This window comes from Nitrospirillum amazonense, assembly GCF_029594735.1.
Classification (GTDB): domain Bacteria; phylum Pseudomonadota; class Alphaproteobacteria; order Azospirillales; family Azospirillaceae; genus Nitrospirillum; species Nitrospirillum amazonense.
This window is the reverse complement of record NZ_JARPAF010000004.1, coordinates 31,191-43,428: the sequence shown is the minus strand read 5'-3', so window position 1 is coordinate 43,428 and position 12,238 is coordinate 31,191. Positions and strand designations below refer to the sequence as shown.

The following is a 12,238-nucleotide window of genomic DNA, read 5'->3' as shown; positions in this document are numbered from 1 at the left end:
CTGCAAGTCGGAAAACCCGGCTGCGGGGCACGGGATCGACCTGTCGTGAGGAATTTACTGGTATGCGCGATTTCCTGAAGGGCGTGTCGTTGAGCGCCCCGGTGGTCACCGTTTTGGCCGCCGCTTTGGCTGGCCTGCTGCTGGTGCCCACGGTGGCCGGCGCCGATGAAGGCATGTGGACCTTCAACAATTTCCCCAGCGCCAAAGTGAAGCAGGCCTATGGCTTCAGTCCGGACCCGAAGTGGCTGGAACGGGTGCAGCTGGCCTCGGTCCGCCTGGCGCGCGGCTGCTCGGGCGCCTTCGTCTCCGCCAGCGGCCTGGTGCAGACCAACCATCACTGCGCCCGCGCTTGCATCCAGCAGGTCTCCACCGCCGACCACAACCATATCAAAGACGGCTTTTACGCGGCCGAACTGAAGGACGAGGCCAAGTGCCCCGATATGGAAGTCAACCAGCTGGTCCAGATCACCGACGTGACCCAGCGGGTGAACGCCGCCACCGCCGGCAAGGAGGGCGATGCCTTCTCCGCCGCCTTGAAGGAGGTGCAGGCCGCCATCCAGACGGAATGCACCGGCGGCGCCGATGACACCCGCTGCGACGTGGTCGAGCTCTACCACGGCGGCGCCTACAACCTTTATAAGTACCATCGCTATCAGGACGTGCGCCTGGTGTTCGCGCCGGAAGAGGACATCGCCTTCTTCGGCGGCGATCCGGACAACTTCGAGTTTCCGCGCTACGACCTCGACGTCTCCTACGTCCGCGTCTACGACAAGGACGGCAAGCCGCTGAACACCAAGGCGACCTATTTCCCTTACGCTTCCCATGATGCGAACGAGGGGGACCTGGTCTTCACCTCCGGCAATCCTGGCCGGACGGAGCGCTTGGACACCGTGGCCGAGCTGGAATATGAGCGCGACCATGCCCTGCCCGACCGGCTGCTGTACCTGTCGGAACTGCGGGGCATCCTGCTGCAGTTCACGGCTCAGGGTGAGGAGAACGCCCGTATCGCACGCACCAAGCTGTTCACCCTGGAGAACAGCTACAAGGCGCTGTACGGCGGGCTGCAGACCCTGGTCGACCCGGCCCTGATCAATGCCAAACGCAAGGAGGAGGCGGCGCTGAAGGCGCTCATCGACGCCGACCCGGCGTTGAAGCAGCAGTACGGCGACCCCTGGGCGGCCATCGCCAAGTCGGTGGACCACTACGCCGTGGTCGCCACCCGCTATCAGGTGCTGGAGGGCAGCCGCAGTTTCACCCAGTCCGACATGTTCACCTATGCGCGCAACCTGGTGCGCGCCGCCAGCGAACGACCCCTGCCGGACGGCAAGCGCCTGCGGGAATACACCGACGCCAACTTCCCCTCCATCCGCCAGCGCCTGCTGTCCAACAGCCCGGTCTATCCGGAGCTGGAACGGGTGCTGATGCGCATGCAATTGGTCTACATGCAGCGCCAGCTGGGCCCGGATGACCCCCTGGTGCGGAAGGTCTTCGGCAACCGCTCTGCCCAGCAGATCGCGGATGAACTGGTGAAGGGCTCCGGCCTGGGGGACCCGGCGGAGCGCAAGCGCCTGCTGGAAGGCGGCCAGGCGGCCCTCGACGCCTCCACCGATCCCATGATCACGTTCGCCAAGCTGGTGGACGCCGACGCCCTGGCCGCCCGCCGCGATGTCGAAGCCAACGTGTCGGCCGTGCAGCAGAAGAACGCTGGTTACATCGCCCAGGCCATGTTCAAGGTGCACGGCACGTCCGTCTACCCGGACGCCACCTTCAGCCCTCGCGTCTCCTACGGGACGGTGAAGGGCTATGAGCAGAACGGCCAGCACGTGGCGCCCTTCACCACCATGGGCGGCACCTTCGACCGCGCCACCGGCGCCTTCCCCTTCGCCTTGCCCGACAGCTGGCTGAAGGCCAAGGACGCCATCAACCCCGCGCAGAAGTTCGATGCCGTCAGTACCAACGACATCATCGGCGGGAATTCCGGTTCCCCCGTCATCAACAAGGACGCGGAAGTCGTGGGTCTGATCTTCGACGGCAACATCCAGTCGCTGGGCGGCGACTACGGCTATGACGGTTCGGTCAACCGCGCCGTCTGGGTCTCGGTCGGCGCCCTGAAGGAGGCGCTGGCCAAGGTCTACCAAGCCAACCGCCTGTCCAAGGAGCTGGGCGCCCATTGAGAACCAGGGGTGGGGGAGGGGCGGCGGATGCATACCGCGGGCCTTTTTCCATGCGCGGGCATCGGAGTAGGTAAACCAAATGCCGCACCCGCCGGGCCGTCAGGTAAAGGCCATAATCCCGTATTATAGGGCAGGGATGGCCCCGAGCGCCCCGGGGCCCTTACCTGACGTGACCAAGGGCGGCTTGGGGCGGAGTACCGCATCGGCGGCTCCGCCGTCTGAAAGAGGATGATCATGCAGCGCGTGTTCAAGGCTCCGTTCCTGGTGATGATGTCGCTGGTGGTGGCCTTGCTGGCGTTGGCCGGCGGCGCCGCCCCGGCGAGCGCCCGCACCTTCGTCAGCGTTGGTATCGGCGTCGGCCCTTTTTATCCGGCGGGTTATTACGGCGCCTATTGGCATGACCCTTACTGGCGCTGGCGCGGCCCTTACTGGGCGCCCTACCCCGTGGCGTACGCACCCTATCCCTACTACGCGCCTCCGGCCTATGTAGCGCCGGCCCCGGCCGTGGTTCAGGCGCCGCCGCCGGTGGTGGCACAGCCCGTCCAGGCTGTGGCGGCCAAGCCGGCCTATGACCAGGCCAACTGCCGCGAATACACCTCCACCATCACCGTGGCGGGACAGCCCAGCCAGCAGGTGGGTACCGCCTGCCGGCAGCCTGACGGGTCCTGGCGCATCGTCAACTGACGGGCCAGCCCCTGTCCCTGTCATTGAAGTCCCTGTTCATTGGAATAGGCGTCACGCGAACCCCAGGGCTTTCCCTGGGGTTTTCGCGTTCCGGGCCGCGACATTTGCACTTCCGTTACAAAATCCTGTCCCGCCCGCATCTGGCTTAGGGGTATGCTCATGAGAATGTACCGCCCGGCGGGGAGGCCGGGATCAAGAGGTACAAACGGGCATGCAAGGGACAGGGACCATGCGTACGGGGCTTAGGGTGGCTGTGGTAGGCGGCTGCTTGTCCGGGTTTTTCGCCTCCACGCCTTTCGGGGCCCGCGCCGATGAGGGATTGTGGACCTTCAACCACTTCCCCAGTGCCAAAGTCCAGGAGACCTACGGCTTCGAGCCTACCGCCCAGTGGCTGGACCATCTCCGCATGGCGTCCCTGCGGCTGCCCCGGGGCTGCTCCGCTTCCTTCGTTTCTCCCGCCGGCCTGGTCCAGACCAACCACCACTGCACCCGCGATTGCCTGCAGCAATTGTCCTCACCCACTAACAACCTGGTGCAGGACGGTTTCTACGCCGCCAAGCCGGAGGACGAGGTGAAATGCCCCGACGTGGAAGCCAACCAACTGGTGGGCATCACCGACGTCACCCCCCAGGTCAGGGAGGCGGTGGCGGGCCGTGAGGGCCAGGATTATGGTCGCGCCCTGCGCGAGGTGCTGGCCAAGCTGCAGCGTGACTGCGCTGGCGGGGATGAGGCCATCCGCTGCGACGTGGTGGAGTTGTACCGGGGCAGCGTCTACGACGTGTACAAATACCGCCGCTACCAGGACGTGCGCCTGGTGTTCTCACCCGAGGAAGACATCGCCTTCTTCGGCGGCGATCCCGACAATTTCGAATTCCCCCGCTTTGACCTGGATGTGGCCTTCCTGCGCGTTTATGACGAGCATGGCGCGCCCCTGAACACCCAGGCCAACTACTTCGCCTACGCCCCCCGGGATGCGCAGGAGGGCGACCTGGTCTTCACTTCGGGCAATCCCGGCACCACCGAACGCCTCGATACGGTGGCGGAACTGGAATATGACCGCGACGTCGTCCTGCCGGAATGCCTGGTCTATCTGGCAGAGCTGCGCGGCCTGCTGCTGCAATTCTCCGCCGAGGGGGCCGAACACGCGCGCGTGGCCTTCGCCAAGCTGTTCGCGGTGGAAAACGCCTACAAGGCCCGCCTGGGTCAGTTCCGCGCCCTGGTCAATCCGGGCCTGATCGACAGCCGCAGGCGGGCGGAGAATGAGCTGCGGGCCAAGGTGGCCGCCGACCCGCAGTTCCAGCAGCGCTTCGGCGATCCCTGGGCCGCCATTGCCCAGGCCGTGAGCCATTACCGCGCCGTCGCCGACCGCATGGAGGTGGTGGAGGAGGGACGCGGGCCCCAATCCGACCTGTTTGCCTACGCCCGCCTGCTGGTGCGCGCGGCGGAACAGCGCCAGCTGCCCGACATCAAGCGATTCCAGGAATTCACCGACGCCGGCATCCCTTTCACCCGCCAACGCCTGCTGGCGAACGCACCCATTTCCAACGACCTGGAAAAGCTGTTGCTGCGCGCTTGGCTGGTCCAGCTGCGGCGGGTGCTGGGGCCGGACGATCCCCTGGTGCGCGACGTGCTGGGCGCGCAGACGGCGGAGAAGATGGCCAGCGATTTGGTGGACGGCACCCGCCTGGCCGACCCCAACGAACGCAAGCGCCTGCTGATGGGCGGCATCGAGGCCATCAAGAACAGCCACGACCCCTTGATCCGCTTCGCGCAGGAGGTGGACAAGCAGGCACTGGCCATCCGGCGCGACGTGGAGGTGAATGTGGAAGCGGTGGAACGGCGCAACGCCGGTGTCATCGCCCAGGTCGTCTTCGCCGCCAAGGGCACCGGCGCCTACCCGGACGCCACCTTCTCCCCCCGCGTGTCCTACGGCACGGTGAAGGGCTATGACGAGAACGGCCGCCATGTGCGCTACTACACCACCATGGGCGAGGCCTATGGCCGCGCCACCGGGGCGGAACCCCTGGCCCTGCCGCGCTCCTGGCTGCGTGCCCGCAACGATGTGGACTTCGGCCGCAAGCTGAACATCGTCAGCACCAACGACATCGTGCGCGGCAATTCCGGCTCGCCGGTGGTCAACACCGACGGCCAGGTGGTGGGCATGATCTTCGACGGCAACAGCCAGTCGCTGGGCGGTGATTTCGGCTTCGATGACAACTCCAACCGCGCCGTCTGGGTGTCGGTCGGGGCGGTGAAGGAAGCGCTGACCAAGATCTATGGCACCACCCGTCTGAACCGCGAACTGGGCATCTAGCGTCGTCGGCTGACCCTGTGATCGCCGCCGCTGACAGGCGCCTCCAGCTGGTGATAAGCGAGGTGGCGTCATCGCGGAAAATGGCCTGGAATTTTAAGGTTTTGGCCGGGCGTACGGGCCTGCGCTCACATCTCACGGTGTTGGCGCTTGCCGCATCCCAGATCTGCGCCATCCTCATTAGGTGCGTTCCGGAACCATAAGCAATAACTTGCTTGCAAGCAGTTTCCGCGCCGCAGGATTTCGCGGCACCTTCCACACATCCCCATTCCTTGACCCGGCCAGGCCGGGCCCAAGGCGTTAGCACCCCTCCCGGGTGCCCAAGCCCGATCCGGCCTTCAACGATCAGGGACCAAAGGACCATCATGACCAGCGCGCCCACCGCCCTTCCGCCCAAGCGTTCCCCCCTGCCGCGTATCATCGGTTTCGGCGTGCTGGCCATCATCGTGGTCGGCGGCGTCGTCCTCTGGCTCAGTGGACGGGGCAAGGAATCCACCGACGACGCCTTCACCGAGGGCCGGGTGGTGACGGTGGCGCCCAAGGTTTCAGGCCTGGTGGTTGAGCTGGCGGTGCAGGATAACCAGAAGGTGAAGGCCGGCGACCTGCTGTTCCGCATCGATCCCCGCGATTACCAGAACACCCGCGACCGTGACGCCGCGCAGCTGCAACTGGCGCAGGCGCAGCTGGCGCAGGCGCAGACCAACCTGGAAATCGCCCAGGTCTCCTACCCGGCGCAGCTGGACCAGGCCCGCGCCGCCCGCGCCCAGGCCGAGGCCACGCTGGTCCGGGCGAAGTCCGACCTGGCGCGCCAGACCGAGATCGACGTCCGCGCGACCACCAAGTCGCAGATCGACGCCGCCCAGGCGGCATTCCGCACCGCCCAGGCCCAGCTGGCCGACGCCGACGCCAAGCTGCGCTCGGCGGAGCAGGCGCCGCGCAATATCGAGGTCGCCGCCACTCAGGTGAAGCAGTGGGAGGCCCAGGTGGCCGCCGCCCAGGCCGAACTGGCCCAGGCGGAGCTGAACCTGTCCTACACCACCGTGGTGGCGCCGCAGGATGGCTGGGTGACCAAGCGCGCGGTGGAAAAGGGCAACTATCTGCAGGTGTCGCAGTCGGCCATGACGTTGGTGACGCCGGAGGTGTGGGTGGTCGCCAACTTCAAGGAAAACCAGCTGAAGCACATGCGCGTGGGCCAGCCGGTCGACATTGATGTCGACGCCTTCCCCGACCTGAAGCTGACCGGCACCGTCGACAGCTTCCAGATGGGCACCGGCTCGCGCTTCACCGCCTTCCCGGCGGAAAACGCCACCGGCAACTTCGTGAAGATCGTCCAGCGCCTGCCGGTCAAGATCAAGGTGACGGGCGGCCTGCCCGCCGATCACCCCCTGCCCCTGGGCCTGTCGGTCGAACCCACCGTCAACCTGAACTGAGGGGGGCGGCGGTGAGCGAAGGACTTCCCCCACCCGAGGCTGATCACGGGGCGTCGGCCTGGCGCCCCAAGCACAACCCCTACCTTGTCGCCATGGTGGTGACGGTCGCCACCTTCATGGAGGTGTTGGACACCACCATCATCAACGTGGCCCTGCCGCACATCGCCGGCAGCCTGTCGGTGGGCACGGATGAAAGCACCTGGACGCTGACCTCCTACCTGGTGGCCAACGGCATCGTGCTGCCCGTGTCCGGCTGGCTGGGCCGCATGATGGGGCGCAAGAACTACTTCCTGCTGTCCATCATCATGTTCACGGTGTCGTCGCTGCTGTGCGGCCTGTCGACCTCGCTGCCGGAACTGATCATCTTCCGCCTGATGCAGGGCTTCTTCGGCGGCGGCCTGCAACCCAACCAGCAGTCCATCCTGCTGGATACGTTCGAGCCGGCCAAGCGCGCCACCGCCTTCGGCGTCACGGCCGTCGCCATCATCGCCGCCCCCATCATGGGGCCGACGCTGGGTGGCTGGATCACGGACAATTTCAGCTGGCGCTGGGTATTCCTGATCAACGTGCCGGTGGGTGTCATCGCCACCTTCGCCATCTCGGCGGTGGTGGAGGATCCGCCCTGGGCCAAGGCTGGTGCCGGCAAGGGCAAGCGCAACATCGACGTGGTCGGCCTGTCGCTGATCGCCGCCGGCTTCGCCTGCCTGCAGATCGTGCTGGACCGGGGCGAGCAGGAGGACTGGTTTTCCAGCGGCTTCATCCAGGCTTTCGGCGTTGGCGCCGTGCTGGGCTTGGTGGGCGCCGTCGTCTGGCTGCTGGACCGGCCCGATCCCATCGTCAACCTGCGGGTCTGGAAGAACAAGGATTTCGCCATCGGCACCCTGTTCATCAGCATCATGGCCGCCACCCTTTATGGCAGCGCCGTGCTGATCCCGCAGCTGGCGCAATCCCAGCTGGGCTACACCGCCACCTGGTCGGGCATGATCCTGTCGCCCGGTGGCTTCATGATCCTGTTCATGATTCCCATCATCACCCGCGTGCTGCTGAAGAAGTTCCAGGCCCGCTTCATCGTGGCCACCGGCTTCTTCCTGCTGGGCATCGCCATGTTCTACACGGGCACCATCACGCCCCAGGTCAGCTTCCTGAACCTGATGAGCATGCGTCTGGCCCAGACCTTCGGCACGGCACTGCTGATGATCCCCATCAGCACGGTGGCCTTCGCCTCCGTCCCGCGGGAGATGAACGGCGACGCCGCCGCCCTCTACGCCATGTCGCGCAACCTGGGCGGCAGCATTGGCATCGCCCTGGTCACGGCCTATCTGACCCAGCGGTCGCAGGTGCACCAGGCCTATCTGGTCGAACACCTGTCGGACCTGAACATGGGTTATCAGATGACCAAGCAGGCCTGGATGAACGGCCTGGCCGGCCACGGGCTGACGCCCTCGCAGATGGACTCCTCAGCGCTGGGCGGCATCTACCGCGCCCTGGTGCGCCAAGCGGCCATCCTGGGCTACGTCGACGTCTTCCGCATATCCGGCGTGGTCGCCTTCTGCGTCGTGCCCCTGGCCTTTTTCATGAAATCCACCAAGGCGGCGCCCAAGCCCGCCGCCGCGGAGTGACCCTGATGCCCGCTTCCACTCCCCTTTTCCCGCTTCCGCGCCGAGCCCGGCTGCTGGCCGCCACGGCGGCCCTGGCCTTGACCGCCGCCTGCACCCTGGGTCCGGACTACCAGCCGCCGGCGGCCGACGCCCCCACGGCGTGGAGCGCCACGACCACCCAAGCGACGGGCCAGGTGGCGGGCAAGACCCAGGTCAATACCGACCCCACCGTGCTGGCCCATTGGTGGACGGAGTTCCACGATCCCACGCTGGACAAGCTGGTGGCCGATGTGGTCGCCGGAAACCTGGACCTGAAGGTGGCGGAACAGCGCATTCTGTCCGCCCGCGCCCAGCGCCAGCAGGCAGCGGCGGCCCAATACCCCAGCGTGAAGGGGGAGAGCGCGGCCATGCGCAACCGCCTGCCCCCGGGGGCGACCGGTTCACTGGGGGGTACCAGCAACATCTTCCTGGCGGGCTTCGACGCCTCGTGGGAACTGGACCTCTTCGGCGGCACGCGCCGCAGCGTCGAGGCGGCCGACGCCAACATCGAGGCGGGTATCGAGAACCGGCGCTCGCTGGTCATGTCCATGCTGGCGGAATTGGGCACCGACTACGCCGCCTTGCGTTCCGTCCAGGCGCGCATCGTCATCGCCAACGAGAACGTGCGCCTGTCGCAGGAAACCCGCGACCTGACGGCCGCGAAGTACAAGGTGGGCCTGGCGACCGAACTGCAGCTGGCGGAGGCTGACGGCCAGTTGGAACAGCAGAAGGCGGTACTGCCGTCGCTGGCGACCCAGGCGGCCCAGCGGGCCCACGCCATCGCCACCCTGACCGGCCGCACCCCCGCCGACGTGGACAGCCTGCTCACCACCGCCGGACCGGAGGTACCCCTGCCGCCCTCCCTGCCGGCCAGCCTGCCGTCCGAGGTGGTGCGGGCCCGTCCCGACATCCGGGCCGCCGAGCGCACCATGGCCGCCACCAACGCCCAGATCGGCGTGAAGGAGGCGGCGCGCTTCCCCAAGCTGTCGCTGGGCCTGATCGGCGGCTTCCTCAACCCCGACATCGGCAAGCTGCTGCAGGGCGACAGCTTCGGCTGGAGCGTGGGCCCCACCCTCAGCGGCCCCATCTATGATGGCGGCCGCCTGAAGGCCGGGGTGAAGGATGCCGAGGCCCAGGCCGAAGAGGCACGTCTCACCTACCGCAAGACGGTGCTGACCGCCTTCCAGGAGGTGGAGGACGCGCTGGTCGCCTACGCCAACGAGCGCCAGCGGAACGAGACCTTGCACCGCGCCCTGGACGCCGCCCAGTTGGCGCAGGACCGCGCCCGGTCGCAGTACCGCGCCGGCCTGGCCGACTTCCTGACCGTGCTGGATGCCGACCGCACCCTGGCCACGTCCAAGGACGCCGTCGCGCAGAGCGACTATGCCCTGGTGCAGCAGACCATCGCCCTCTACAAGGCGCTGGGCGGCGGCTGGCAGGCCGGGGAGACGACCACGGCCGCCGGCGCCGCCAGCGCGCCGCCAGCGTGACCCGGGGGGCGGCAATGGGCCAGGGTGAGACAGCGGTGATGGAAGATGACACCTCCGGAGAGCGTCCCGACGGCCGCCCCGGTGGGCGCCAGCGCAAGGCGGGCGATACCCGCCGGGCGGAGATCATCGCCGCCGCCCTGGAACTGCTGCATGAGGTGGGGCCCGGCGGCACCACGACCACGGCCATTGCCCGTCGCATCGGCATGGCCCAGGGCTCGCTGTTCCGCCATTTCCCCACCAAGCGCGCCATGTGGGAAGCGCTGCTGGACAGCCTCTCCCACCGCATCGCCCCACCGATCCAAGAGGCGCTGAACGGTGCCGGCAGTCCCATGGCCCGCCTGCGACAGGTCATGCACACCTGGCTGGGTCTGGCTGAAAGCATCCCGGCGCTGTCGTCGCTGATGTTCTCGCGCGAGGTGCTGGCCGACAGTCCCGATATGCGCAGCCTGCTGGCGGAACGCCTGCAGCGGCCCCACCGCATCTATTGCGCCCTGATCCGCGAAGGCATCGCGGCGGGCGAGGTCTCGCCCGACACCGATGTGGAACGCGTAGGCTGGATCCTTTCGGGCATGAAGCACAGCCTGGTCATGCGCTGGACTTTGCTGGACCGCACACTGGACATGCACGCCGACCTGGACGTGATGCTGGATACGATTATCGCCGGCATGAGCCGGCGGTAAGTATCGGTGCATTGGCCTCAGGCGCGCTGACCGGATGGTGGCGGGGCGGCAAATGGCCGAGCCCCGTGTCCATTTTTCCCGACAGGTTGGCGGCTTTTGTTTCGTACCATCGGGCGGTCACGGGGGTGGGCGTTCCACTTCGCCCGCTGGTGGCTGGGCCAATTGGGCGCAGGCCCAGTTCGTCCGTGACAGGGGGCTTCCGGTGTGAAAAGAAGGGCGCCGGGTCTGTTCCCATTTCGCGTTTCCATCTGGCCTCCCTTCCTGGATCACGTCCCGCGATGCTGCGCCACCGGTCGTCCCGTTTCCCGCTTTCGTCCGTCGCCAAGCGGCCCCTGCTGATCTTCCTCATGGCGGGCGCGCTGACGGGCTGCACCGTGGGGCCGGACTATGAACGGCCGGAAACGCCGCAGCCGGCGGCCTATCGTGAAACGGTGACCGGCGACGCCGCCAAGGACGCGACCCTGCGCACGGAAATCGCCGCCGACTGGTGGCGGCAATTCAAGTCGCCGGAACTGGACAGCCTGATCGCCCGCGTGGCGTCGAATAACTTCGACGTGCGCGCTGCGGTGGCCCGCATCCGCCAGGCCGAGGGGACGGTGGACGAACAACGCTCCACCCTGTTCCCCACGGTGACGGCGAGTGCGGGGCGCACCCGCAGTCAGACGGGCGGCGGCACCACCACCGTCAGCAACGGCAACTTCATCACCCGCAACAACATCAGCAGCAACTATTCGGCCAAGTTGTCGGCCAGTTACGAGCTGGATTTCTGGGGCAAGAACCGGTCCGCCTTCGAATCGGCCAAGGCCAGCCTGAACTACAGCCGCTACGACAAGCAGACGGTGCTGATGACGGCCATCGCCACGGTGGCCACCGACTACTTCCAGGCGCTGGCCTACAAGGACCGCCTGGCCCTGGCCCGCCAGTCGCTGCGCGATGCCGAGGACGTGCTGCGCGGCATCCAGGCCCGCGCCCGCGCCGGCACCGCCACCGATGTCGACGTGGCCAACCAGGTGAACGTGGTGGAGGGCGAGCGCGCCGCCATTCCGCAGTATGAGCAAAGCCTGGCGCAGCAGATCGACGCGCTGGCCGTGCTGGTCGGCGTGCTGCCGGAACAGCTGAAGATCGAGGGCACCACCCTCAGCGGCCTGGCGGAGCCCGAGGTGGCGCCCAACCTGCCGTCCACCCTGCTGACCCGCCGGCCGGACGTGGCCTCGGCCGAAGCACAGCTGATCGCCGCCAATGCCACCCTGCGCAGCGTCATCGCCCAGCAATACCCCAGCCTCAGCCTGACCGGCAGCTACGGCTATCAGAATGAGTCGCTGGGCGACCTGTTCAACCCGGCCAGCAAGCTGTGGTCGCTGGGCACCTCGCTCAGCCAGACGGTGTTCGACGCCGGCAACCTGCAGGCCCAGTCCGACGTGCAGCGCGCCCGGGTGGAGGAGCTGGCGGCGGATTATCAGAAGGCGGTCGTCACCGCCTTCTCCGATGTCGAGGATGCGCTGGCCGGGGTGCGCTACACCCGCGACATCCGTGGCGCCCAGGAAAAGGCCACGGCCTCGGCCGACGTGGCCCTGCGCGGCACCACCGGGCAGTTCCAGCGCGGCACCGCCGACATGGTCAGCGTGCTGACGGCCCAGCGCACCCTGTTCAGCGCCCAGGACAGCCTGGTGCAGAGTCGCCTGAACTACCTGACCTCCATCGTCACGCTGTACCGCGTGCTGGGCGGCGGCTGGTCGGTGGAACAGACCGAGGCCCAGGCCGATACAGCGCCCGCCAAGGCCGGTGGCTGACTGCCATCCTCAAAGCCAGGGGCGCCATCGTCATTTCCGGCA

The 12,238-nt window shown here is 67.2% G+C and carries 8 protein-coding genes; all 8 read left to right on the top strand.

Annotated features, from left to right (window positions below; all coding sequences use genetic code 11):
• Positions 1 to 62 precede the first annotated feature (62 nt).
• The 8 genes from P5F91_RS21045 (at position 63) to P5F91_RS21010 (ending at position 12,196) form a co-directional block, all read left to right on the top strand.
• Positions 63 to 2,174: a S46 family peptidase gene (locus tag P5F91_RS21045; protein WP_277908177.1), complete on the top strand. Its 2,112-nt coding sequence runs from the start codon at positions 63 to 65 to the stop codon at positions 2,172 to 2,174.
• Between the two features lie 234 nt (positions 2,175 to 2,408).
• On the top strand, positions 2,409 to 2,858 hold the full coding sequence (locus P5F91_RS21040; RefSeq protein ID WP_246134200.1) for a hypothetical protein: 450 nt from the start codon (positions 2,409 to 2,411) through the stop codon (positions 2,856 to 2,858).
• A gap of 268 nt (positions 2,859 to 3,126) precedes the next feature.
• The gene (locus P5F91_RS21035) at positions 3,127 to 5,172 is read left to right on the top strand and encodes a S46 family peptidase (RefSeq protein WP_246134201.1); all 2,046 of its coding nucleotides are present in this window, start codon (positions 3,127 to 3,129) and stop codon (positions 5,170 to 5,172) included.
• A gap of 362 nt (positions 5,173 to 5,534) precedes the next feature.
• On the top strand, positions 5,535 to 6,599 hold the full coding sequence (locus tag P5F91_RS21030; protein ID WP_277908176.1) for an HlyD family secretion protein: 1,065 nt from the start codon (positions 5,535 to 5,537) through the stop codon (positions 6,597 to 6,599).
• A gap of 11 nt (positions 6,600 to 6,610) precedes the next feature.
• A complete protein-coding gene (locus P5F91_RS21025) occupies positions 6,611 to 8,218 on the top strand; it encodes a DHA2 family efflux MFS transporter permease subunit (RefSeq protein WP_211106824.1) in 1,608 nt (535 codons plus the stop codon).
• A gap of 5 nt (positions 8,219 to 8,223) precedes the next feature.
• The gene (locus P5F91_RS21020) at positions 8,224 to 9,726 is read left to right on the top strand and encodes an efflux transporter outer membrane subunit (protein WP_277908175.1); all 1,503 of its coding nucleotides are present in this window, start codon (positions 8,224 to 8,226) and stop codon (positions 9,724 to 9,726) included.
• Between the two features lie 38 nt (positions 9,727 to 9,764).
• Positions 9,765 to 10,406, top strand: coding sequence for a TetR/AcrR family transcriptional regulator (locus P5F91_RS21015; RefSeq protein ID WP_186454537.1), 642 nt, complete (start codon positions 9,765 to 9,767; stop codon positions 10,404 to 10,406).
• A gap of 278 nt (positions 10,407 to 10,684) precedes the next feature.
• Positions 10,685 to 12,196, top strand: a complete 1,512-nt coding sequence (locus P5F91_RS21010) for an efflux transporter outer membrane subunit (RefSeq protein WP_277908174.1) — start codon at positions 10,685 to 10,687, stop codon at positions 12,194 to 12,196.
• Positions 12,197 to 12,238 lie beyond the last annotated feature (42 nt).